Source organism: Cryptosporangium aurantiacum (assembly GCF_900143005.1).
In the GTDB taxonomy this organism is placed as follows: domain Bacteria; phylum Actinomycetota; class Actinomycetes; order Mycobacteriales; family Cryptosporangiaceae; genus Cryptosporangium; species Cryptosporangium aurantiacum.
This window is the reverse complement of record NZ_FRCS01000001.1, coordinates 276,445-298,737: the sequence shown is the minus strand read 5'-3', so window position 1 is coordinate 298,737 and position 22,293 is coordinate 276,445. Positions and strand designations below refer to the sequence as shown.

General features: G+C 70.3%; 20 protein-coding genes and 2 tRNA genes. 7 read left to right on the top strand and 15 right to left on the bottom strand.

Translation table 11 applies throughout. From position 1 onward, the window contains the following. Nucleotides 1–16: 16 nt before the first annotated feature. The 3 genes from BUB75_RS01235 to leuC all read right to left on the bottom strand — a co-directional run bounded on the left by BUB75_RS01235 (nt 17) and on the right by leuC (nt 3,343). Nucleotides 17–1,081, bottom strand: a complete 1,065-nt coding sequence (locus BUB75_RS01235; protein ID WP_084740114.1) for an HU family DNA-binding protein — start codon at nt 1,079–1,081, stop codon at nt 17–19. Between the two features lie 244 nt (nt 1,082–1,325). Beyond that, complete coding sequence (gene leuD / locus BUB75_RS01230; RefSeq protein WP_073250589.1) at nt 1,326–1,925, bottom strand: 3-isopropylmalate dehydratase small subunit; 600 nt, start codon at nt 1,923–1,925, stop codon at nt 1,326–1,328. Between the two features lie 5 nt (nt 1,926–1,930). Next, nucleotides 1,931–3,343: a 3-isopropylmalate dehydratase large subunit gene (gene leuC / locus BUB75_RS01225; RefSeq protein WP_073250587.1), complete on the bottom strand. Its 1,413-nt coding sequence runs from the start codon at nt 3,341–3,343 to the stop codon at nt 1,931–1,933. Between the two features lie 65 nt (nt 3,344–3,408). Here leuC and BUB75_RS01220 point away from each other — a divergent pair, with 65 nt between their 5' ends. Then, nucleotides 3,409–4,095 (top strand): IclR family transcriptional regulator domain-containing protein, encoded by a 687-nt coding sequence (locus BUB75_RS01220; RefSeq protein WP_073252559.1) that lies wholly within the window; start codon nt 3,409–3,411, stop codon nt 4,093–4,095. A 112-nt stretch (nt 4,096–4,207) separates the two neighbouring features. Here BUB75_RS01220 and BUB75_RS01215 read toward each other — a convergent pair whose 3' ends face one another. From BUB75_RS01215 to BUB75_RS01175, 9 genes are all read right to left on the bottom strand, one after another. Then, nucleotides 4,208–4,840 (bottom strand): LPXTG cell wall anchor domain-containing protein, encoded by a 633-nt coding sequence (locus BUB75_RS01215; protein ID WP_073250585.1) that lies wholly within the window; start codon nt 4,838–4,840, stop codon nt 4,208–4,210. Between the two features lie 274 nt (nt 4,841–5,114). After that, a tRNA-Glu gene (locus BUB75_RS01210) sits at nt 5,115–5,187 on the bottom strand. Between the two features lie 39 nt (nt 5,188–5,226). Beyond that, nucleotides 5,227–5,298, bottom strand: a tRNA-Gln gene (locus BUB75_RS01205). Nucleotides 5,299–5,431: 133 nt separating this feature from the next. Then, nucleotides 5,432–6,919: a glutamate--tRNA ligase gene (gene gltX / locus BUB75_RS01200; RefSeq protein WP_073250583.1), complete on the bottom strand. Its 1,488-nt coding sequence runs from the start codon at nt 6,917–6,919 to the stop codon at nt 5,432–5,434. A gap of 11 nt (nt 6,920–6,930) precedes the next feature. Continuing rightward, nucleotides 6,931–7,722 (bottom strand): fumarylacetoacetate hydrolase family protein, encoded by a 792-nt coding sequence (locus BUB75_RS01195; protein ID WP_073250581.1) that lies wholly within the window; start codon nt 7,720–7,722, stop codon nt 6,931–6,933. 97 nt (nt 7,723–7,819) lie between these two features. Next, nucleotides 7,820–9,439: a glycoside hydrolase family 43 protein gene (locus BUB75_RS01190; protein ID WP_084740113.1), complete on the bottom strand. Its 1,620-nt coding sequence runs from the start codon at nt 9,437–9,439 to the stop codon at nt 7,820–7,822. Nucleotides 9,440–9,456: 17 nt separating this feature from the next. Beyond that, nucleotides 9,457–10,341 carry a carbohydrate ABC transporter permease gene (locus BUB75_RS01185; RefSeq protein WP_084740112.1) on the bottom strand — a complete coding sequence of 295 codons (885 nt, stop codon included), beginning with the start codon at nt 10,339–10,341 and terminating at the stop codon, nt 9,457–9,459. Continuing rightward, nucleotides 10,338–11,213 (bottom strand): carbohydrate ABC transporter permease, encoded by an 876-nt coding sequence (locus BUB75_RS01180; RefSeq protein WP_073250578.1) that lies wholly within the window; start codon nt 11,211–11,213, stop codon nt 10,338–10,340. Before BUB75_RS01180 ends, BUB75_RS01185 begins: the two co-directional genes overlap by 4 nt. 14 nt (nt 11,214–11,227) lie before the next feature. Beyond that, nucleotides 11,228–12,520 carry an ABC transporter substrate-binding protein gene (locus BUB75_RS01175; RefSeq protein WP_073250576.1) on the bottom strand — a complete coding sequence of 431 codons (1,293 nt, stop codon included), beginning with the start codon at nt 12,518–12,520 and terminating at the stop codon, nt 11,228–11,230. 180 nt (nt 12,521–12,700) lie between these two features. On the opposite strand from BUB75_RS01175, the gene BUB75_RS01170 reads away from it, so the two are divergent. Together BUB75_RS01170 and BUB75_RS01165 are read left to right on the top strand one after the other, a co-directional pair. After that, entirely contained in the window at nt 12,701–13,720 is a 1,020-nt protein-coding gene (locus BUB75_RS01170) for a LacI family DNA-binding transcriptional regulator (RefSeq protein WP_073250574.1), read from the top strand. Beyond that, nucleotides 13,717–14,574, top strand: coding sequence for a 3-methyladenine DNA glycosylase (locus BUB75_RS01165; RefSeq protein ID WP_073250573.1), 858 nt, complete (start codon nt 13,717–13,719; stop codon nt 14,572–14,574). The genes BUB75_RS01170 and BUB75_RS01165 overlap by 4 nt, the downstream gene beginning before the upstream one ends. Before the next feature lie 187 nt (nt 14,575–14,761). Here the strand turns inward: BUB75_RS01165 and cimA are convergent, their stop codons facing one another. Beyond that, a complete protein-coding gene (gene cimA, locus BUB75_RS01160) occupies nt 14,762–16,366 on the bottom strand; it encodes a citramalate synthase (RefSeq protein WP_073250571.1) in 1,605 nt (534 codons plus the stop codon). Between the two features lie 307 nt (nt 16,367–16,673). Between cimA and BUB75_RS01155 the strand changes: the two genes are divergently transcribed. The 4 genes from BUB75_RS01155 (at nt 16,674) to BUB75_RS01140 (ending at nt 20,052) form a co-directional block, all read left to right on the top strand. After that, nucleotides 16,674–17,381 carry a gamma-glutamyl-gamma-aminobutyrate hydrolase family protein gene (locus tag BUB75_RS01155; protein ID WP_073250569.1) on the top strand — a complete coding sequence of 236 codons (708 nt, stop codon included), beginning with the start codon at nt 16,674–16,676 and terminating at the stop codon, nt 17,379–17,381. 30 nt (nt 17,382–17,411) lie between these two features. Then, entirely contained in the window at nt 17,412–18,110 is a 699-nt protein-coding gene (locus BUB75_RS01150; protein WP_073250567.1) for a PadR family transcriptional regulator, read from the top strand. A gap of 161 nt (nt 18,111–18,271) precedes the next feature. After that, on the top strand, nt 18,272–19,282 hold the full coding sequence (locus BUB75_RS01145) for an ABC transporter ATP-binding protein (RefSeq protein ID WP_073250565.1): 1,011 nt from the start codon (nt 18,272–18,274) through the stop codon (nt 19,280–19,282). Next, the gene (locus tag BUB75_RS01140; RefSeq protein ID WP_073250563.1) at nt 19,279–20,052 is read left to right on the top strand and encodes an ABC transporter permease; all 774 of its coding nucleotides are present in this window, start codon (nt 19,279–19,281) and stop codon (nt 20,050–20,052) included. Before BUB75_RS01145 ends, BUB75_RS01140 begins: the two co-directional genes overlap by 4 nt. A 45-nt stretch (nt 20,053–20,097) precedes the next feature. Here the strand turns inward: BUB75_RS01140 and BUB75_RS01135 are convergent, their stop codons facing one another. Both BUB75_RS01135 and BUB75_RS01130 read right to left on the bottom strand, forming a co-directional pair. Next, nucleotides 20,098–20,862: a 3-oxoacyl-ACP reductase gene (locus BUB75_RS01135; RefSeq protein WP_073250561.1), complete on the bottom strand. Its 765-nt coding sequence runs from the start codon at nt 20,860–20,862 to the stop codon at nt 20,098–20,100. Then, the gene (locus BUB75_RS01130) at nt 20,863–22,251 is read right to left on the bottom strand and encodes an aldehyde dehydrogenase family protein (protein WP_218617218.1); all 1,389 of its coding nucleotides are present in this window, start codon (nt 22,249–22,251) and stop codon (nt 20,863–20,865) included. Nucleotides 22,252–22,293: the final 42 nt, after the last annotated feature.

Below are 22,293 nucleotides of genomic sequence, written 5' to 3'. Positions count from 1 at the left end.
CGGCCGGCGCCCCGATTCACTTCTTCTTCTTACCGCCGGCGCTCTTCGCCTTCTTGCCCGCCGCCTTCGGACCGGTGTTCGCCGAACCGGCGGTGGCCGGCTTGCTGCCCGCACCGGTACGCGCCTTTGCCGGCGCCGCCTTGGTGGCGGTCGCGGTGGCCTTGGCCATCGTGGTCTTCGCCGGAGCCGTCGCCGCGCTGGTCTTGGCAGGCGTCGCCTTGGTGGCCTTGGCCGCGGTCTTGGCGGGCATGGTCTTGGCGGGCATGGTCTTGGCGGGCGCTGCCTTGGTCGCCTTGACCGCGGTCTTGGCGGGCGTGGCCTTCGCGGTGGCCTTGGTGGCCGTCGACCTGGTCGCCGCGGTCTTCGCCGGTGCGGCCTTCGTCGCCGTCGACCGAGTGGCCGCGGTCTTCGCCGGTGTGGCCTTGACCGCGGTCTTGGCCGGTGTCGCCTTCGTCGTGGCCCTGGTGGCCGTCGACCTGGTGGCCGCCGTCTTCGCCGGTGCGGCCTTCGTCGCCGTCGACCGGGTCGCCGTGGCCCTCGCCGCGGTGGCCTTGGTGGCGGTCGTGCCCGCCGCGGTGGACTTCGTCGCGGTCGCGCGCGAGGTCCTGGCCGGAGCCGCCTTGGTCGCGGCCGTGGCCTTGGTCGCCCGGGTGGGCGTGCCGTTGACCGCGCGGGCGGCGGTCGACTTCGTTGCGGTGGACCGCGTCGGGCGGGTGGCACCGTTGCGGGACGCAGCGGTGACCGGTGCCGACGTGGACGCGGAGACCGGCGCCGCGATCGACGCCACCGGCGCCTTCGCCAGCTTCTTGGTGCCGGTCACGATGTCCTTGAATCCCTGCCCGGCCTTGAAGGCCGGGGTGAACGTCCGCTTCACCTTCACGGCTTCACCCGTGCGGGGATTGCGCGCGGTCCGCGCGTTCCGCACTCGTTTCTCGAAAGTGCCGAAGCCGGTGATCGCCACTCGCTCCCCCCGGGCAACGGCCCGCTGGATCTCCTCGAGAACGCCGTCGAGCGCCGCGGTCGCGGATCGACGGTCGCCGAGGCGCTGGACGAGCGTCTCGATCAGTTCGGTCTTGTTCACTAGTTCCCCCTCAAAGTGCGCATCCAAGTACGAATGCGCGCAGGCCGGACGCCTCGGCGCGAACGTTAGGCCCGCTTTCGAGAACGCACAATGACCACGGGAGGACGAATTTCGTTGTGTCGTAACGGTTTCGGCCGTTCTGAGCCCGATTTACGCGTGAGAAGCGCTCTGTTCCGGCGAAAAACGAAGCGGCCGGAATCCGTTGCCAGCAACGAATTCCGGCCGCTCGCGGCCGCAGAAGGCCTTACTGCACCGAGGTCAGCGTGCGCGGCAACCAGCTCGGACGCTGCTTCTCGAACGCGTCGACAGCGTCCGCGTGGCGCAGGGTGAGGCCGATGTCGTCCAGCCCCTCCAACAGCCGCCAGCGGCTGTAGTCGTCGAACTCGAATTCCTCGACACGGTCACCGACCCGCACCTCTCGGGCCTGCAGGTCGACGGTGATCTCGGTGGTGGGATCCGCCTCGATCGCCTTCCAGATCCACTCGACCGTGTCTTCCGGCAGGACAACCGTGAGCAGGCCCGCCTTGAGCGAGTTACCACGGAAGATATCGGCGAAACGAGGCGAGATGACGACCTTGAAGCCGTAGTCCATCAACGCCCAGACCGCGTGCTCCCGCGACGATCCGGTGCCGAACTCGGGCCCGGCGACCAGCACAGTGCCGTTCGTGTATTCGGGTTGATTGAGCACGAACTCGGGGTCGGCACGCCAGGCCGAGAACAAGCCGTCCTCGAATCCGGTGCGGGTGACCCGCTTCAGATAGACGGCCGGGATGATCTGATCCGTGTCGACGTTGGACCGGCGCAGCGGCACCGCGCGGCCGGTGTGCGTGGTGAATTTCTCCATGGTCCTCAGCTCCCAGCGGGCGGCAGGTCGGCGGGCGCGGACAGGTGACCGGTGACCGCGGTCGCGGCAGCCACCAGCGGGGAGACCAGGTGCGTGCGGCCGCCCTTGCCCTGCCGACCCTCGAAGTTGCGGTTGGAGGTCGATGCCGAGCGCTCACCGGGCGAGAGCGTGTCCGGGTTCATGCCCAGGCACATCGAGCAGCCGGCCTGCCGCCACTCGGCGCCCGCCTCGCTGAAGACCTTGTCGAGGCCTTCCGCCTCCGCCTGCAGGCGCACCTGCACCGAGCCGGGGACGACGAGCATCCGGATGTTCTCGGCGATGTGCCGCCCGCGCAGCACCGCTGCGGCGGCCCGGAGGTCCTCGATCCGGCCGTTGGTGCAGGAACCGAGGAACACCGTGTCGACGGTGATCTCGCGCAACGGCGTTCCGGCGGTCAGGCCCATGTACTCCAGCGCGCGCTCGGCGGCGGTGCGGGCTGCCGGGTCGGTGAACGCGGCGGGGTCCGGAACCGACTCGCCCAGCGGCAGTCCCTGGCCCGGGTTGGTGCCCCAGGTCACGAACGGCGTCAGCGTGCTGGCGTCGATGTCGACCTCGACGTCGAACGTGGCGTCGTCGTCGGTGGGCAGCGTCTTCCAGTACTCGACGGCCGCGTCCCAGTCCGCGCCCTCCGCAGCGTGCGGACGGCCCTTCAGGTACTCGAACGTGGTCTCGTCCGGCGCGATCATGCCCGCGCGGGCGCCGGCCTCGATCGACATGTTGCAGATCGTCATCCGGCCCTCCATGGAGAGCTCGCGGATCGCCTCGCCCCGGTACTCCAGGACGTGGCCCTGCCCGCCGCCGGTACCGATCTTGGCGATCACCGCCAGGATGATGTCCTTCGGCGTGACGCCCTCGCCGAGCGTCCCGTGGATGTTGATCGCCATCGTCTTGAACGGGCGCAGCGGCAGCGTCTGGGTCGCCAGGACGTGCTCGACCTCACTGGTGCCGATGCCGAACGCCAGGGCGCCGAACGCGCCGTGGGTGGACGTGTGGCTGTCGCCGCACACGACGGTCATGCCCGGCTGGGTCAGGCCCAGCTGCGGACCGATGACGTGCACGATGCCCTGCCCGGCGTCGCCCATCGGGTGCAGCCGAACGCCGAACTCGGCGCAGTTCTTCCGCAGGGTGTCGACCTGCGTCCGGCTGACCAGGTCGGCGATCGGCTTGTCGATGTCGACGGTCGGGACGTTGTGGTCCTCGGTCGCGATCGTGAGGTCCGGACGACGGACCGGACGGCCGGCCAGGCGGAGCCCCTCGAACGCCTGCGGGCTGGTCACCTCGTGGACGAGGTGCAGATCGATGTAGAGCAGGTCGGGTTCCCCCGGCTGCGAGCGCACCACGTGCGCGTCCCAGACTTTCTCCGCGAGCGTTCGGCCCATGTCAGGCTCCCAACCTCATGACTTCCTGCGATGTGGGATGATAGTTTCGTCTTGTGGGACAGACTATCAGCGGTGTCGGTGTTCTCGACAAGGCCGTCGCAATCCTCGAGGCCACGGTCGACGGTGCCAGCCTGGCGGAGCTCGTCGAACGGTCCGGCCTGCCCAGGGCAACCGCGCACCGCCTCGCGCAGGCACTCGAGGCGCACCGGCTGCTGGTCCGCGACGAGGCCGGGCGCTGGCGTCCGGGGCCGCGCCTCGCCGAGCTGGCAAACGCCGCTCCGGACGCGCTGCTGACCGCCGCGGCGCCGGTCCTGGCCCAGTTGCGGGACGGGACCGGGGAGAGCACCCAGCTCTATCTTCGCCGAGCCGACGAGCGGATCTGCGTTGCCGCCGCGGAGCGGTCGAGCGGTCTGCGCGACACCGTGCCGGTCGGTACCGCGCTGCCGATCACCGCGGGTTCGGGCGCACAGGTGCTGCTCGCCTGGGAGCCGCCGGAGTCCGTGCTGCCGCTGTTGCCGCGGTGCCGGTTCAGTGGGCGGACGCTCGCCGAGGTGCGGCGGCGCGGGTGGGCGTCGAGCGTGGCCGAGCGCGAGCCCGGCGTGGCGTCGGTGTCGGCGCCGGTGCGTGATCGGCAGGGGCGGGTGATCGCGGCGATCTCGATCTCCGGCCCGATCGAGCGCCTGGGCCGCCGCCCCGGCGAGCGCCACGCCGTCCAGGTGATCCGAGCCGGCCAGCGGCTGTCCGGCCTGTGAGCGGCCCACCGCCGTAGCAAGTACAACTACGCGCGCCTGGCGGCGCTTTCACACTCTCGTGTGAACGACGAGGGCCCCGGGCTATGCCCGGGGCCCTCGTGTTCGTGCTGGGTCAGTCGGGACGGCGGCGCCTTGCCGCCAAAACCAGGCCGGCGCCTGCGGCCAGGGTCAGGCCGCCCAGAGCGGCGATCATCGGACCCTCGTCGCCGCCGGTCACCGGGAGCTGCGGCTGGTTCTGACCGGTCTCCGGCACGCCGGGCGGCGTGCTCTCCGGTACCGCCGGCTGCGTTCCGACGCCCTCGCTGGGCGTCCCGCTCGGCGTCGGGCTCGCGCCGGGCACCACCGGCTGTGTGCTGGTCTCCTCGGCCGGCGGTGTGGTCTCCGGCACCTGCGGACCACCGGTCGGCACCGCCGGCTGGTTCTCAGCCTCCTCCGGCGGCGCGGTCGTCTCGGGCACCTGCGGGCCGCCCGACGGAACGACCGGCTGGTTCTCCGCTTCCTCCGGGGGCGGGCTCGCCTCGTTCGGCGTCGCGCCGATCACTCGGGCGCCGGGCCGTCCTTCGAGCGCGACGCCCACGGCTCTCGCCGCCGGGACGCACTCGGCGGAGAGCGCCGTCGCTGCCCTCGACACGTCTTCGCACTGATCCGCGGTGGCGGTCGGTCCGCCCGCGAGGACGAACGCTGTGACCGCGGCTCCCACGGTCGCAGCGCCCGCATACGCGAGGCGACGGAACCTGGGCTTCATATCAACACCTACCTGTCCACAATCGGGCGGAGCTGGTCTGGATTCCTCAAACCTGCACATAGCTCTGTCACGGGTTATTTAACAGGATGAATCGGACACAGGTGATGTTCGCGGGCCGCGAGGGATTGGAAAGGTCGCCTGAGGCTAACTAGCCCTTATACGTACGGCGTGTCACAAAACGACACGCCGAGCTCACCGCACCACGTGCTCGGGTGACCGCCCAGCGGAAATGACGAAGGCCCGGTCGCACTCGTGCGACCGGGCCTTGCGGTTGTAGCCCCGACCGGATTCGAACCGGCGCTACCGCCTTGAGAGGGCGGCGTCCTAGGCCGCTAGACGACGGGGCCCTAGGACAACGTTCAACTGAGGGGTCGAACGCTGTGGAGCTGGGGTACCAGGACTCGAACCTAGACTAACGGAGCCAGAATCCGTCGGGCTGCCAATTACCCCATACCCCATTACTGCTGCTCACTGCGTGTCTTACCAGGATCCTCGCTGCGGGCGTCTGCTTGGCGGTCATCCGCTCGCAACGTCGGTAACTCTAGCCGAGAGTGCGGGCCGGTCCCAAATCGGGTCCGGCCCGCCGTTCTGTCACCCTTCGGCGGTGGTGAGCTCTCGGGCGGTTCGCAGCCGGGTGAGCGACCGCTCTGCCCCGAGCAGTTCCATCGACTCGTACAGCGGCGGTGACACGGTCCGGCCGGTGATCGCGGCCCGGACCGGCGCAAACGCCTTCCGCGGCTTGAGCCCGAGCCCGTCGACGAGCGCCGACTTCAGCGCGGTCTCGATCTCCGGTGCGGTCCACTCGGGCACCCCGGAGAGCGCCGTGATCGTGGCGTCCAGAACCGGCGTGGCGTCGGCACCGAGGACCTTCGCCCGCACGTCGGCGTCCGGAGTGATGTCTTTCACGAACAGGAACCCGAGCATGCCGGGAGCGTCCCCGAGAACCGGCATCCGCTCCTGGATCAGCGGCGCAGCCGCGGTGATCAGCTCCCGCTCGGCCGGCGTGGGCTCGGCCGCGACCAGGCCGGCGTCGGCGAGGTACGGCACCAACCGTCCGGCGAAGTCGTCCGGCGCCAGCAGCCGCAGGTGCGCCGCGTTGATCGCCTCGCACTTCTTGCCGTCGAAGCGCGCCGGGTTGGGGCTCACCCGGCGGACGTCGAACGCCTCGGTCATCTCCCGCAGCGTGAAGATGTCGCGGTCCTCGGCGATCGACCAGCCGAGCAGCGCGAGGTAGTTCAGCAGCCCTTCGGGCAGGTAACCGCGCTCCCGGTAGTGCAGCAGGTTGGCCTGCGGGTCGCGCTTGGAGAGCTTCTTGTTGCCCTCCCCCATGACGTACGGCAGGTGCCCGAACTCCGGAACCCGCTCGGCCACCCCGACGTCGACCAGCGCGCGGTACAGCGCGATCTGCCGCGGCGTGCTCGGCAACAGGTCCTCACCGCGGAGGACGTGGGTGATCCGCATCAGCGCGTCGTCGACCGGGTTGACCAGCGGGTACAGCGGGTCGCCGTTACCGCGCACGACGACGTAGTCCGGCACCGTGCCCGGCGCGAACGTGACGTCGCCGCGGACCAGGTCGGTCCAGCCGATCGAGTCCGCGGGCATCCGGAACCGCAGCACCGGCGCACGGCCCTCGGCCCGGAACGCGTCCTTCTCCGCGTCGGTGAGGTTCCGGTCGTGGTTGTCGTAGCCGAGCTTCGGGTCACGGCCCGCGGCCCGGTGACGCGCCTCGATCTCCTCGGCCGTGGAGAACGACTCGTAGAGGTACCCGGCGTCGGTGAGCTTCGCGACGACGTCGAGGTAGAGGTCCCGGCGCTCCGACTGGCGGTACGGACCGTAGGGGCCACCGACCTCGGGCCCCTCGTCCCAGTCGAGGCCGAGCCACCGCAGCGACTCCAGCAGCTGCTGGTACGACTCCTCCGAGTCACGGGCGGCGTCGGTGTCCTCGATCCGGAACACGAACGTGCCGCCGTGGTGGCGGGCGAACGCCCAGTTGAACAGGCAGGTCCGGACGAGCCCGACGTGCGGGTTGCCGGTGGGCGACGGACAGAACCGCACCCGAACCGAGGGGTCGCGGGACACGAGTGTTCCTTTCACGCGCGGTTGGCGACGGGGTTGGTGAGGGTGCCCAGGCCCTCGATGCGGACGCTGACGCTGTCGCCGGCCACGATCGGCCCGACGCCGGACGGGGTGCCGGTGAGGATCACGTCGCCGGGCAGCAGCGTCATCACGTGCGAGACGTAGGAGACCAGCGTCGGGACGTCGAAGATCATGTCCTTGGTCCGGCCGTCCTGCTTGACCTCGTTGTTGACCAGGGCCTGGACGCCGACGTCGGCGTGGTTCAGGTCGGTCTCGATCCACGGCCCGATGGGGCAGAACGAGTCGTAGCCCTTGGCCCGGGTGAACTGGACGTCCGACCGCTGCTGGTCGCGGGCCGTGACGTCGTTGGCGCAGGTGTAGCCGAAGACGGACTCCATCGCCTTCTCGCGGCTCACCGCGCGGGCGCCCTTGCCGCCGATGATGACGGCGAGCTCCGCCTCGTGCTCGACCTGCTTCGAGTCGATGGGCAGCCGGATCGGCGCGCCGGGGCCGATGACCGACGTCGGGGGCTTCAGGAACAGCAGCGGCGCGCTGGGCACCTCGTTGCCGAGCTCACTGGCGTGCGCGGCGTAGTTCCGTCCGACGCCGACCACCTTGCTGGGAATGATCGGCGGCAGCAGCTGGACGTCGGCCAGCGTCCAGCGCTCGCCGGTGAACCGGATCCCGCTGAACGGGACGCCTTCGATCTCCGCGATCGTCAGCGCCTCCGGGTCGTCGGTCCCGGCGGGCCCTTCCACTACGCCGAAGGCTCGGCCGCCGGGGTGAGCGAAGAGCGCGATGCGCACGGTTGAACTCCTGGGTCGAGTGGGTTCGTGTGTGCCGCAACCCTAACCCCGGGTAGCACCGGCCCCGACCACCGCCGAGGTCGGGGCCGGGCGTCTGTCAGCGCGGCTCGTACGTCGCGTAGGCGAAGTCCGCGGGCAACTGGCCGCCGGTCAGGTCGTGCGCCCAGAGACCGAAGAACGCCCCGGTGAAGCCGGAGATCTTCTCGGTCGCGTCGAAGATCTCCAGCGCGTACTCGTCGGAGAGCCTGCTGGCGTCGTGCGTCTCCGGCCACCACTGCAGCTCGCCGCCGGGCAACGCGTACCCGAACCGCAGCGACGAGCCGTCGATCTCGGCGCGGAACGTCACCCCGGCGGCCGGATCGGCCACCGGTACCGGCGCGCTCGCGTTCACCAGCCGGCCCCGGTCGGACACCAGCACGTCCACGCACGGCCCGTGCAGCTCGTGCCACGAGAGCCGCGCGTACGCCCAGTTCAGCGTGTTGTAGTAGGCCGCGACCCCGGCCATCTGACGGAACGTCGTCGGCGCGAAGGCGACTTGGGCCTCGAACGCGCACGACCGGTGCTCGACCCGGCGTCCGACGAGGCTGGAGTCGCGCAGCGACACCGGCGACTCCCCGCCGTAGAGCCGCAGGTACCCGGGCCGTTCGGCGAGGCTGAGCCACTCCGAGGACGGCGGCCGCCGCAGCGTGCTCCACTGCGTGCCGAGAGCAGGCGCGTCGAACTCGTCGCGCTCCGGCTCCTCCGGCCACGGGTGCGGCTCCAGACGCGGAGCGATCACCTCGTCGTGCGGGCGCGCGCCCGGCACCCGTGGCCAGCCGTCCGCGCTCCACTCCACCCGCTGCAGCGCGGTCTCCCGGCCCAGCACGCAGCGCCCACGCTCGGTGAGCGGCCGCCCGGTGAGGTGCGCCAGGTACCACTCGCCGTCCGGGGTGGCGACCAGCGAGCCGTGCCCGGCCTTCTGCAGGGTCAGCGCCGGGTCGGGCCAGGACGTCAGCGTCGGCCCCGCCGGATCGACCTCGTAGGGCCCGGTGATCGTCCGCGATCGCGCCACCGTCACCTGGTGCTCCCACTGCGTGCCGCCCTCGGCGGTCACCAGGTAGTACCACCCGTCCCGCCGGTACAGGTGCGGGCCCTCGACCAGCCCGGCCTGCGTACCGGTGAAGATCGTCGACACCTCGCCGACCAGGCGCCGCGCCGTCCGGTCGTACTCCTGCAGCGTGATCCCGGCGAACGTCTCGCGTCCCGGCCGGTAGTCGGCGGCCATGCTGAGCATCCAGCTGCGACCGTCGTCGTCGTGGAACATCGAGGCGTCGAAACCGAGCGAGTGCAGCCGCACCGGTTCCGACCACGGTCCGGTGATGTCCGGGGCGGTGACCAGGAAGTTCGGGGTGTCCCAGAACCCGCCGCCGTAGGTGCCGACGTTCGAGTACACGAGGTGGAACAGCCCGTCGGCATAGGAGAGGCAGGGCGCCCAGACCCCGCCCGAGTCCCGGACGCCGCGCAACGGGAGCGCCTCCTCGCTGGTCAGCGCCCCGCCGAGCGGCCGCCAGTGCACGAGGTCCCGGGAGTGGTGCAGCCCGACGCCCGGGAACCACTCGAACGTGGAGGTGGCGACGTAGTAGTCCGATCCCACCCGGAGGATCGACGGGTCGGGGCGGAACCCGGTGAGCACCGGGTTCCGGATCACGATGGGTGGTGCTTCGACCTCGATAGCCATTGAATTCTTCTCTCCCTCTATTTGCTGAATCCCGCGGCGAGGCCGCTGAGCAGATGACGTCGTCCGAAGAGATAAAGGGCGAGAACCGGGAGCGCGGAGAGCACCACCGCGGCGAGCAGCCCCGGTACGTCGGTGCCGTACTGGCTCTGGAAGTTCCAGAGCCCGAGCGGAAGCACCCGCTGATCCGAGCTCTGCGTCAGGACCAGCGGGAACAGGAAGCCGTTCCAGGCGTTGAGGCCGGCGAAGATCCCGACGCTGGCCAGCGCGGGACGGGACAGCGGCACGACGAGACGTCGGAACAGCGTCCCGGGACCGGCGCCGTCGACGGTCATCGCCTCGTACAGCTCGTTCGGTACGTCCCGCAGCGCGCTGGTGAGGACGACGACGGCCATCGGCAGCGAGAACGCGGCCGTCGGCAGCACGATCGCGGTGAGGCTGTCGTAGAGGTGCAGGCGCGTGATGATCAGGTAGATCGGGATGATCACCGCCTGCGCGGGGATCGCCAGCCCGATCAGGAACAGCGTGAAGCCCATCCGCACCGCCCGGCTGCGTCCCCGCACGATCGCGTACGCGGCCGGGAGCGCGAGCGCCAGCACGAGCACGACGGTCGCGAGCGCGGCGATCACGCTGTTGCGCAGGAACGTGGCGAAGCCCAGCTCGAGGACGTTCGTGTAGTTGTCGAACGTCACCGAAGTGGGCGGATCCAGCGGGCCGTCGGCAACGTACGCGTCCTGGGTGCGGATGCTCGTCACCACGATGAAGTAGATCGGGATCGCGACGATCAGGAACCAGACGCCGGCCGCGAGGCCGGCCGGAATGTTGCTGCGCCGGCGGCGGCGCCGGGGCTTCACCGGATGCCGGTCGGCCCTGGTCTCCGGCCGGGTCATGACCTGGGTGCTCATAGGCCCTCCCGATCGCTGGCCATCCGGTGGTAGCCGGTCGCCCGCACGACGACGATCGAGAGCACGGTGCCGATGATCACCAGCAGCACGGCCAGCACGCTCGCGTAACCCATGTCGAACGCGACGAAGCCCTCCTGGTACATGTGCAGCGGGAGGACCTTGGTCTCGTTGCCGGGGCCGCCGTTGGTCAGCAGCAGCACCGACTCGAAGTACGTCACGGAGCCGACCAGCATCATCACCGAGGACGCGACGATCGTGTTGCGCAGCTGCGGCAGCGTGATCGCGAAGAACTGCCGGACGGTGTTCGCGCCGTCGAGCTGCGCCGCCTCGTAGAGCGACGCCGGGATCTGCCGGGTCGCCGCCTGGTAGAGCAGCGTGTGGAACGGCACGAACTGCCAGGCCAGGACGAAGATGACGGTCGGCAGTGCCCGGGCCGGGTCGCCGAGGAAGTTGCCGTCCGGGGCGCCGAGGTACTTGCCCCACTGCGCCGCCAACCCGAAGTTCGGGTCCAGCAGCGAGACGAACACGAGCGCGATCGCGGCGGTCGACAGCAGCAGCGGCAGGAAGAACACCGTCGACAGCACCGCCCGGAACCGCTGCGCACCGGCCGACCAGACGCCGAGGAGCAGCGCGAGCGGCGTCTGGACGAGCCAGGTCCCGACGGTGAGCAGCGCCGTCGTCCGCAGCGACGGCAGGAAGTCACTGTCGTCGAGAAGCGCGGCCCAGTTCTCGGTCCCGACCCACTGCGGGGTGCCGAGGCCGTTCCAACTGGTGCCGCTGAGGTAGACGACAACCGCGATCGGTACCAGGCCGAACAGTGCGAAGAACACCGCCGCGGGGGCGGCCCAGACGAATCCGGGCCGCTCCCGCATGGATACGGTGGTACTCACTGGGCTTTCGCCATGTCGTCGGCGAAGGCCTGCGGGGTGATCTGCTGCAGGAACAGCTTCTGCAGGTTGGCCAGCAGACGCTTGGCGACGTCCGGCGCGACGGCCTGGTCCCACGACTGGGCGAACGCCGGGGCGGTCGAGACCATCTTGTAGACGTCGGTGTTGAACTCGGCGTTCGGCTTGCCCGCGAGCTTCGCGTCCGCACCCTTGGTCGCGGGCACCGCACCGCTCTTGATCAGGTCCTCGATGTACCCGTCGGAGGCGACGGTCTCGGTGAGGTAGTCGACCGCCGCGTCCTTGTTCTTCGAGCCGCTGGCGACCGAGAAGTAGTTGCTCGGGTTGCCGACCAGGTTGCCGGGCTCACCGACGCCGCCCGGAATGCTCGGGAACTGGAACCAGCCGAGGTCCTTCTTGGCGAACGCCGGGTTGTTCGTCAGCTGGTTCGGGTACTCCCACGTGCCCATCAGGAACATCGCGGCCTTGCCGGTGGCGAGCAGCTTGGACGCGCCGGCGTTGTCGTAGTTGATCGACGCGAAGTTCGTGCCGAACGCGCCCATCTTGGCCAGGTCCTGGCACATCTGGAACGCCTTGACGACGGCCGGGTCCTGCCAGGCCGCGCCGCCGCTCTTCGCGATCGCGGCGAACTTCTCCGGACCACCGAGACGGTCGAGGAAGTATTCGGCGTACATCAGCTCGGTCCAGCCCTGCGAACCGGGCAGCGCGATCGGCGTCACCTTCTTCGACTTGAACGTGTCGACCAGTTTCAGGAATTCGGGGTACGTCGTCGGCGGCTGGACGTTGTTCGCGGTGAAAACGGCCTTGTTGTAGAAGAAGATCACCGGCTGGGTTCCGGTCATCGGCAGCCCGTACTGCTTGCCGTCGATCTTCGCGGTGTCCATGACGTTCGTCAGGAACGCGTCGCGCACTTCGGGTTTTTTCGCCAGCGCGTCGTCGAGCGGCTCCACCTGGTCGGCGTCGACGAATTGCGCGAGGTTGCCGCCGCCCCAGTTGAAGAAGACGTCGGGAGCGTTGGGTGAGCCCATCGCGACCTGGATCTTCTGCTTGTACGCGTCGTTGATGTACGTGCTCAGCGTCGCCTCGTTGTCCGAGTCCTTGTTGTATCGGTCGACCGAGGCCTTGACGACCGGAGTGAGGCCCGCGTCCTGCAGTGCCCAGACCTGTACTTCGTCGGACGCACCCGGGCCGGAGCTCCCGCAGCCGGCTAATGCGAGTGCCGAAGTCGTCAGTAACGCAATTGCTGTCCGAGTGAAAAGCGCGCGTCGGCGCATGTCCGCACCAGTCCTTCCCCACGACGTTGGGTTCGAAAGGTTTCGAGCGGGTTGAGGTGCACGGACGGTAGGGGGAGCGCTTTCATCGGTCAATGCGATCGCAAATCACGATCCGGTAACGTTACGTCGTTTTCGAAACTTTTCGGCTCTAGGCTGCGGTCACTCGACGAGGAGCTGCCCATGTCAGGACGCACGACGATCGCGCAGATCGCCCGCTCCGCCGACGTCTCGGTGTCGACCGTTTCGAAAGTGCTGAACGGACACACCGACGTCGCGGAGGAGACTCGGCGCCGGGTCCAGCGGTTGTTGGACGAGCGGGGCTACCGACGTCGGCGGGCCGCGCACCACCGCGGGCACGGCGACCTCATCGACCTGGTGATCAACAACCTCGACAGCGCGTGGGGCCTGGCGATCCTCACCGGCGTCGAGGAGGTGGTCGAATCGGCGGGCATCGGCCTGGTGATCTCCGCGGTGCACAGCCGGGCGGCGCTGACCCGGCGCTGGCTCGACTCGCTGCTCGCGCGCGGCTCGCAGGGCGCGATCCTGGTCCTCTCCGATCTCGACCCGGCGCAGCGTGAACAGCTGCGCAGGCACGGGACGCCGATCGTCGTCATCGACGGGGTGAGCCAGCCGCCGCCGGACGTGCCCGCGGTGGGCGCGACGAACTTCGCCGGCGGATACGCCGCGGCCGAGCACCTGATCGGGCTGGGGCACCGGCGGATCGGCGTCATCGGCGGGCCGGAGCAGCTGGCGTGCACGCGAGCCCGGATCGCCGGGTATCGGGCGGCTCACGAGGCGGGGGGCGTGCCGATCCCCCGCGGCCTGCTGCGATACGGGAACTTCTACCACGACGGTGGGCTACGGGCGGCGCGGTCGCTGTTGGAGTTGCCCGATGCGCCGACCGCGATCTTCGCCGGCAGCGACATGCACGCGATGGGCGTCTACGAGGCGGCTCGTCAATCCGGTCTCGACGTGCCGGGAGACCTGAGCGTCGTCGGGTTCGACGACCTGAACTTCGCGTCCTGGACGGCACCGGCGCTCACCACCGTGCGGCAGCCGCTGCACGAGATGGGGGCGACCGCGGCCCGGACGCTGCTGCGGCTGATCGGCGGTGAGGCGCTCGACTCGTCCAGCATCGAGCTGGCGACCAGCCTCGTGGTCCGCGACAGCACCGCGCCGCCCCGTACCCTGGAAAGGTGACCGTGCTGCCGTTCGACGAGTGGACGGCGCTCCGGGATGCGCACGCGGCCGAGGTCGACGCGCTGGTGGGTGACCACCTCGAGCGGCGGCGCCGCGGGCAGCGGCATCCGGTAGAAGACTTCCTGTTCGAGTACTACTCGTATCGGCCGGGGCAGTTGCGGCGCTGGTTTCCGGGCGCTTCCGTGGTGCTGGCTTCGGCGCGGCCCGAGGACTTCCCGGGGCATGTGGCCGGAGACGGTGGGGTCACGCTCGACGTCGACGCGTTTCTGGCACGGCGGGGCGACACCGTGCGGTGGGTCGCGGGACTGCTCGCGGCCACCGCGTCGCGTCCGGCGCAGCTGGGGTGCTTCGGCATGCACGAGTGGGCGATGGTGTACCGGATCTCCGACGTCCGCCACGCCTCGTGGCCGCTGCGGCTCGGGCCCGAGCGCACGAACGCCGTCGTCGAGGAGCGCGGGGTCCGCTGCAGCCACTTCGACGCGTTCCGGTTCTTCACCGAGCCCGCCCGGCCGCTCAACGTCCTGCAGCCGCGCCGGGAAACCCAGGTCGCGCTGGAGCAGCCGGGGTGCCTGCACGCGACGATGGACCTGTACAAGTGGGCCTACAAGCTCGCGCCGCTGACACCGTCCGACCTGGTGCTCGACTGTTTCCGGCTGGCGCGGGACGTCCGGGAACTGGACATGCGGGCCAGCCCGTACGACCTCGCGGCGCTCGGGTACGCGCCGGTGCCGATCGAGACGCCCGAAGGTCGCGCTGAGTACGTGGCCGCGCAACGCGCGTTCGCCGAGCGCGGCACCGCACTCCGAACCCGCCTCCTCTCGGTCTGCGCCCCAGCGCTCGAGGACGCCGGGTAGGCCTCAAAGGGCGAAGATTGCGATCAGGATCGCGGTGATTACCAGGCTGAGGAGCACGGAGCCCAGGCAGCCGAGACGGTTCGAGAAGAACAAGAACATGCTGCAGTGGCTACCCGTTTGTCGCGCTTCGAAGCGGCCCTACGCCCGGCGCTGCGCGGCGCGGCCGACGAGCCGCGCCGCAGCGGGGTCAGTTCGGCGCGAGGACCGGGGCGCCTGCGCGGCGCAGACCGTAGTTGAGCGAGTCGATCATCGCCCGCCACGACGCCTCGATGACGTTCCCGTGCACTCCCACCGTCGTCCACTCGCCCTTGTGGTCGGTGGTGTCGATGAGGACGCGCGTCACCGCGTCGGTGCCGTACCGGCCGTCCAGGATCCGCACCTTGTAGTCGGCCAGCTCCAGCTCCGCCAGCGACGGGTAGAACGTCGTCAGCGCCTGCCGCAGCGCCCGGTCGAGCGCGCTCACCGGGCCGTTGCCCTCGGCGGTGGCGATTACCCGCTCGCCGTCGACCGCGAGCTTCACGGTCGCCTCGCTGACCACCTCGTCACCGCGCTGCTCGACCAGCACCCGGTACGACTCCAGCTGGAAGAACGTCGGCGCGTCCGCGCCCTCCAGCTCCGAGCGGACGAGCAGCTCGAACGACGCGTCCGCGGCCTCGAACGACGAGCCCGCCGCCTCCAGCTCCTTCACCCGGGAGACCACCCGGCCGACCGCCTGGGGCTCGTCGGCGAGGTCGATGCCGAGCTCGCGGGCCTTCAACTCGATCGAGGCCCGGCCCGCCATCTCGGTGACCAGGATCCGCATGTCGTTGCCGACGACCGAGGGCTCCATGTGGTTGTAGAGCTCCGGCGCGACCTTGATCGCGCTGGCGTGCAGGCCGGCCTTGTGCGCGAACGCGCTGGCGCCCACGTACGGCTGGTGGGTGTCCGGTGCGATGTTCGCGATCTCGGCGATCGCGTGCGACACCCGCACCAGCTCGGGCAGGCACTCCGCAGGTACCACCGGCCGGTTCATTTTCGTGACCAGGCCGCCGATGACCGCGAACAGGTCGGCGTTGCCCGCCCGCTCGCCGTAGCCGTTCGCGGTGCCCTGGACGTGCGTCGCCCCGGCCTCGACCGCGGCCAGCGTGTTCGCGACCGCGCACGCGGTGTCGTCCTGGGCGTGCATACCGACGCGGAAGCCGGTCCGCGCGATCACCTCGGACACCACCCGCCCGACGCCCATCGGCAGCATGCCGCCGTTGGTGTCGCAGAGCACGCCGACATCGGCGCCGGCCTCGAAGGCCGCGGTCAGCACCCGCACGCCGTAGTCCCGGTCGTGGGCGTACCCGTCGAAGAAGTGCTCGCAGTCGAGGAACACCCGGCGGCCCTCGCCGACCAGGTACGCGACCGTGTCGCGCACCATCGCCAGGTTCTCCTCGTAGGTGGTCCGCAGCGCGTCGGTCACGTGCCGGACGTCGGACTTCGCGACCAGGCAGACGGCCGGCGTCTGGGCTTCCAGCAGCGCGGCCACCTGCTTGTCGTCCTGGACGCGGACACCCGCGCGACGGGTCGAGCCGAACGCGACCAACTGGGCGTGCTTGAGCGTGAGCTCCTCGCGCGCCCTGGCGAAGAACTCGGTGTCGGTCGGCAGCGCACCGGGCCAGCCGCCCTCGATGAACCCCACCCCGACGTCGTCCAGCAACCGCGCCACCGCAAGTTTGTCGGTCGCGGAGTACGAAATGCCCTCGCGCTGTCCCCCGTCTCGCAGCGTGGTGTCGAAGACGTGGAAGCTGTCATCCAGGGCGGTGGGCATGTCGTAGACCTCTCAGCGCGGTCGAGTACGGCTCGGACCAGGCCAGGGCACGTTCGGGAGCGGGCCCAGGACCAACAAAAAGACCCCCCACGCTCGTGGGAGGTCTGCGCGTCAGCGTGGTGCGTGCTGGCGCGCTAGCTGGTAATGCAGAACCCGGTCACGGCTCGATACTGACACATCCGGACGCCGGGCGGCGGAGCGACCCGCGCTTGCGTCCAGATGGTGGTCTCGATGTGACGGTAGTCACCCGACACAATCCCGCAATGATGCCGAAAGACGATGGAACCCCTGACTCGAAGGAGGCCGCATGGCCCGTCGTCCGCTCGTCGGCATCACGTGTTACGTCGAGCAGGCCCGCTGGGGAGTCTGGGACTTCCGGGCCTCGCTGCTCCCCCAGGTGTACGTCGACTCGGTGACGGCCGCCGGGGGTCGTGCGCTGGTGCTCCCGCCGGACAGTACGGATGACGCCGTGCTCGACGCGCTCGACGCGCTGGTCGTCGCCGGGGGCGTGGACGTGGACCCGGCGCGCTACGGTGCCGTGCCGCACCCCTCCACCGATGCGCCGCAGCCCGAACGCGACGCCGGCGAGCTGTTACTCATCAGCGGCGCGTTCGCCAGGGACCTGCCGTTACTCGGCGTCTGCCGGGGCGCCCAGCTGATGGCGGTCGCCCGCGGCGGGACGCTCATCCAGGACCTGCCGAGCGTCGTCGGACACCACGATCACCGCGAGGTGCTCGGCGTCTTCAGCTGGCACACCGTGCGGGCGATCCCGGGCAGCCGGGTGGCCGACGCGCTCGGGGACACCGACCTCAAGGTGAACGCCCATCACCACCAGGCCGTGGACGACCCGGGCGAGCTGGTGGTGACCGCCCGCGCCGACGACGGCACGATCGAAGCGGTCGAGGACCCCGCGCTGAGGTTCGCGGTCGGCGTCCAGTGGCACCCCGAGATGCTCGACGACCGACGCCTGTTCACCGCACTCATCGACGCGGCTCGCCTTCCCCGAGTACTCTGAGTCGAGTATTCGATCTGGAGGGAGCATGCGATGGCGCGGCGTCGGGTCTCCAACCCGCTGGCACTCGCTGCGCTGACGCTGCTCGAAGAGCGTCCGATGCATCCATACGAGATGTCCGCGACGCTCCGCGAGCGCCGCAAGGACGAGAGCATCAAGCTCAACTACGGGTCGCTGTACTCGGTGATCGAGTCGTTGCAACGCCACGGGCTGATCGAGGCGCAGGAGACCACCCGCGACGGACGGCGTCCGGAGCGCACGATCTACGCGATCACCGAGGCCGGCCTGCAAGAGGTCGAGGACTGGCTCAGCGACCTCGTGGGCCGGCCGGTCAAGGAGTACACCCAGTTCGAGGCGGCCCTGTCGCTGCTCGGCGCGCTGCCGCCGGAGGACGCCGTGCGCCTCCTCCGGCTCCGGCTCGATTCGCTGGTGCTGGCCGCCCGGTCGTCCGCGGCAGTGCAGCAGTCGGTCGGGAACCTTCCGCGGATCTTCATGCTGGAGAACGAGTACGAGTCCGCGGTCCGCGACGCCGAGATCCGCTTCGTCCGGGACCTGCTGCACGACATCGAGCACGGCTCGCTGAGCGGGCTGGACTTCTGGCACCGGATCCACGAGCTGCGTGGTGCCGGGCTGCCGCCCGACGAGGTCGACGCGAAGCTGCACGAGGAGTTCCCGGCGGTCTTCGCGCCGACGGACTGGCCTCCGGAGGTGGTGCCACCGGAGAGCCGCTGACAGACGACGACCCTCGGTTCGGCGCGCCAACGCCGGCCGAGGGTCGCCTCGAATCCCCGAACCGAGCCCGCCGGAGCGGACGACGATCCGAGAGTCGCATCTTCAGGGTACCGTCGCCGCCTTCGCCGGCTCGGCCGTCATGAACCCCTGAAGGGTGAACCATGCCTGAGCCTGACCGTGCGGAAAACCCAGTCATCCGCGCGACCGAACTGACCAAGACCTACGGACGCGGCGCGAAAGCCGTCTCGGCGTTGAAAGGCATCAGCTTCGAGGTGCCGCCCGGCACCGTCTTCGCGATGCTGGGCCCCAACGGCGCCGGCAAATCCACCACCGTCAAGATCCTCAGTACGCTCAGCCGCCCGGACAGCGGCACCGCTGAGGTCGCCGGCTCCGACGTCCTCCGGCAGCCGGCCGCGGTCCGGCGCGACATCGGCTACGTCTCCCAGCGGCCCGGCTTCGATCCGATGGCGACCGGCCGCGAGAACCTGATGCTGAGCGCCCGCCTCCGCGGCATCGGACGCCGGGCCGCAGCGCGGAAGGCCGCCGAGTTACTCGCCGCGTTCGGCCTGGAGGACCCCGCCGACCGACTCACCAAGACGTGGTCGGGCGGCATGCAGCGCAAGCTCGACGTCGCGATGGGGCTGGTGCACGCGCCCCGTGTGCTGTTCCTCGACGAGCCGACCACCGGGCTCGACCCGGAAGCGCGGACCCAGCTCTGGGCTACGGTGTCGGCCCTGACCAGAACCAGCGGGTTGACCGTCGTCCTCACCACCCACTACTTGGACGAGGCCGACCAGATGGCCGACGACCTGCTGATCGTCGACCGCGGCCAGGTCGTCGCCCAGGGCGACCCGGCCGCGCTCAAGGCCGACCTCGGCGGCGACACGGTCCAGGTCGACCTGGTGTCGACCGACGACGCGGGGCGTGCGGGTGCGCTGCTGGAGCGGCTGCCGGGCGTCGTCCACGTGCGACGCGACGGGCTGCGCCTGCGCGCGCAGGCCCGGGACGCCGCGGGCGTACTCCCGGACGCGCTCACCGCACTGCAGCGCGCGGAGATCCCGCTGCTCGGCGCGGGGCTGAGCCGCGCTTCACTGGACGACGTCTACCTGCGGTACGCCGGGCGGGCGTACCGGGCCTCGGCCGACGTCGAGGGCAGCGAGGTGGCGGCATGACGCTCGCGCTCACCCAGACCCGGCTGCTCACCGTCCGTTCGCTGCGGACACTCGGGCGCCAGCCGGTGTTCCTGGCGTTCAACCTGATCCAGCCGCTGCTGTGGCTGCTGCTGTTCGGCACGGTGTTCAGCGCGATCGACCGGCTGCCGGGGATCGGCGACTCGTACCTGGAGTACCTCGCTCCCGGCGTGGTGGCGATGACCGCGATGCTCACCGCCAACTGGGCCGGCTCCGACCTGATCCAGGACATCGAGCGCGGCGTGATGGACCGGACGCTCAGCTCGCCCACCCGACGCGGGGCGATCATCGCCGCCTCGATCGTCTACCAGGGGATCTGCATGGTGATCCTCGGCCTGATCGTGTTCGCCGCTGCGTGGCTCGCCGGGGTTCGCTACCCGGGTAGCTGGGTGGGGGTTCCGGTCACGATCGGTCTGGCCGTGCTGCTGGCTGCGGCCTTCACTGCGCTGTCGGACGCTCTGGCAGTGCTGCTCCGCTCGCAGAACGCGCTGATCGGCCTGTCGCAGTTCCTCACGCTGCCGCTGTCGTTCCTGTCGTCGGTGATGATCGCGCCGTCGCTGATGCCGTCGTGGGTGGCGTCGGCGGCGAAGTGGAATCCGCTGGACTGGGCGGCGACCGGCAGCCGCGAGGCACTGTCGGCGTCCCCGGACTGGGCCCTCGTCGGCCGCGACGCCGCTCAGCTCGCGGCACTCGCGCTGGTGCTCGCCGTCGCGGCCGTGAGCGCCTTCCGCACCTACCAACGCTCCTCGTGAAAAGCGGATCAGGCCAGCTATGACTGGCCTGATCCGCTTTTCATCCTAGAGCGGCGTGACGTAGGCGCCGCTGATACCGCCGTCCACCAGGAACTCGCTGGCCGTGATGAACGACGAGTCGTCCGACGCCAGGAACGCCACCGCCGCCGCGATCTCGGTCGCGTCCGCGAACCGCCCCATCGGAATGTGCACCATCCGCCGCGCCGCCCGCTCCGGGTCCGACGCGAACAGCTCCCGCAGCAGCGGCGTATCAACCGGCCCGGGCGAGAGCGCGTTGACCCGGATCCCCTCGCGCGCGAACTGAACGCCCAGCTCCCGCGACATCGCCAGCACCCCGCCCTTCGACGCGGTGTACGAGATCTGCGATGTCGCCGCGCCCATCTTCGCCACGAACGACGCGGTGTTGATGATCGATCCCTTGCCCTGCCGCTGCATCACCGGAATCTGCGCCTTGCAGCACAGGTACACCGAGGTCAGGTTCACTTCCTGAACCCGACGCCAGGCGTCCAAGCCCGTCGAGAGGATCGAGTCGTCGTCCGGCGGCGAGATGCCCGCGTTGTTGAACGCGATGTCCAGCCGCCCGTACGTGTCCACCGCCGCCGCAACCATCGCGGCCACGTCAGCCTCATCAGTCACGTCGGTGCGCACGAACGTGCCGCCGACCTCGTCCGCAGCGGCCTTGCCCGCGGCCTCATCGACGTCCGCGACCACCACCCGCGCGCCCTCGGACGCGAACCGGCGAACGGTCGCCAGCCCGATGCCGCTCCCCCCGCCGGTGACGATCGCCACCCGGTCAGCCAGCCGTTCCATTCAGTCCTCCGTCGTAGCTATGAAGACGTTCTTCACCTCGGTGAACGCGGCCAGCGCGTCGGGGCCGAGTTCCCGCCCGAGCCCGGAGCGCTTGAAGCCGCCGAACGGCGTCGAGTAGCGCACCGAGGAGTTGGAGTTGATGCTCAGGTTGCCTGCCTCGACGCCCCGCGCGACCCGCAGCGCCCGGCCGATGTCTCGCGTCCAGATCGAGCCGGACAGCCCGTACAGCGTGTCGTTGGCGATGCGCACGGCGTCCGCCTCGTCGTCGAAGGGCAGCACGGCCACAACCGGACCGAAGACCTCCTCGGTGACGATCCGGTCGGCCGGCGAAGCCGGCAGCACCACCGTGGGCGGGAACCAGAATCCGGGGCCGTCGGGCGCCTCGCCCGCGAACGCCACCGACGCCTCCGCGACGTATCCCGACACCCGCTCGCGCTGCGCGGCGCTGACCAGCGGTCCCATCTCGGTGTCCGGCGAGGTCGGGTCGCCCACCCGGACTCCCCGCACGGCGGGCTCCAGCAACGCGAGGAACTTCTCGTAGACCGACCGCTGCACGAGGATCCGCGAGCGGGCGCAGCAGTCCTGCCCCGCGTTGTCGAACACGCCGCCGGGAGCTGCTGCCGCGGCCTTCTCCAGGTCCGCGTCGGCGAAGACGATGTTCGCGCTCTTCCCGCCGAGTTCGAGCGTGACGCGCTTCAGCGTCGCCGCGCACTTCTCCATCACGTGCTGCCCCACCGCCGTGGAGCCGGTGAAGACGATCTTCGCGACGTCCTCGTGCTCCAGCAGACGCTCGCCGGCGACCTTTCCGGCGCCGGGCAACACCGTGAACACGTCCTCCGGGATGCCCGCCTCGAGCGCCAGCTCACCGAGCCGCAGCGCGGTCAGCGGCGTCAACTCGGCCGGCTTGAGCACGACCGTGTTCCCGGCGGCGAGCGCCGGTGCGAAACCCCAGGCCGCGATCGGCATCGGGAAGTTCCACGGCACGATGATCCCGACGACGCCGAGCGGCTCGGCGAACGTCACGTCGATGCCGCCGGCGACCGGGATCTGCTTGCCGAAGTTCCGTTCCGGCGCGGCCGCGTAGTACTCCAGGACGTCCCGGACGTTCCCGGCCTCCCAGGTCGCCGAGCCGATCGGATGCCCGGAGTTGCGGACCTCCAGCGCGGCCAGTTCATCGATGTGCGCATCGACCGTGTCGGCGAACCGCCGCAGGAGGCGCGCGCGATCGGCGGGAGCGACGTCCCGCCACGCGGGCCAGGCGGCCCTGGCCCGGGCGACCGCGGCGTCGGTCTCCTCCGCGGAGGCCAGGTGGACGACGCCGATGACCTCGGCGGTCGCCGGGTTGACCACGTCGTGGGCGCCGACGGCGTCCAGCGTGTTGGTGCTCAAACGAAGACCTCTTCCGGTTTCGGGGGGCCGGGCGGGGGCGCG

Bases quoted from the DNA above. Each gene is read 5' to 3' on its own strand.
- BUB75_RS01185 (WP_084740112.1), bottom strand. From the start codon at position 10,341: ATGAGCACCCAGGTCATGACCCGGCCGGAGACCAGGGCCGACCGGCAT.
- cimA (WP_073250571.1), bottom strand. From the start codon at position 16,366: ATGCCCACCGCCCTGGATGACAGCTTCCACGTCTTCGACACCACGCTG.
- BUB75_RS01190 (WP_084740113.1), bottom strand. From the start codon at position 9,439: ATGGCTATCGAGGTCGAAGCACCACCCATCGTGATCCGGAACCCGGTG.
- BUB75_RS01175 (WP_073250576.1), bottom strand. From the start codon at position 12,520: ATGCGCCGACGCGCGCTTTTCACTCGGACAGCAATTGCGTTACTGACG.
- BUB75_RS01140 (WP_073250563.1), top strand. From the start codon at position 19,279: ATGACGCTCGCGCTCACCCAGACCCGGCTGCTCACCGTCCGTTCGCTG.
- BUB75_RS01150 (WP_073250567.1), top strand. From the start codon at position 17,412: ATGGCGCGGCGTCGGGTCTCCAACCCGCTGGCACTCGCTGCGCTGACG.
- BUB75_RS01170 (WP_073250574.1), top strand. From the start codon at position 12,701: ATGTCAGGACGCACGACGATCGCGCAGATCGCCCGCTCCGCCGACGTC.
- BUB75_RS01145 (WP_073250565.1), top strand. From the start codon at position 18,272: ATGCCTGAGCCTGACCGTGCGGAAAACCCAGTCATCCGCGCGACCGAA.
- leuD (WP_073250589.1), bottom strand. From the start codon at position 1,925: ATGGAGAAATTCACCACGCACACCGGCCGCGCGGTGCCGCTGCGCCGG.
- BUB75_RS01155 (WP_073250569.1), top strand. From the start codon at position 16,674: ATGGCCCGTCGTCCGCTCGTCGGCATCACGTGTTACGTCGAGCAGGCC.
- BUB75_RS01215 (WP_073250585.1), bottom strand. From the start codon at position 4,840: ATGAAGCCCAGGTTCCGTCGCCTCGCGTATGCGGGCGCTGCGACCGTG.
- leuC (WP_073250587.1), bottom strand. From the start codon at position 3,343: ATGGGCCGAACGCTCGCGGAGAAAGTCTGGGACGCGCACGTGGTGCGC.
- BUB75_RS01180 (WP_073250578.1), bottom strand. From the start codon at position 11,213: ATGCGGGAGCGGCCCGGATTCGTCTGGGCCGCCCCCGCGGCGGTGTTC.
- BUB75_RS01135 (WP_073250561.1), bottom strand. From the start codon at position 20,862: ATGGAACGGCTGGCTGACCGGGTGGCGATCGTCACCGGCGGGGGGAGC.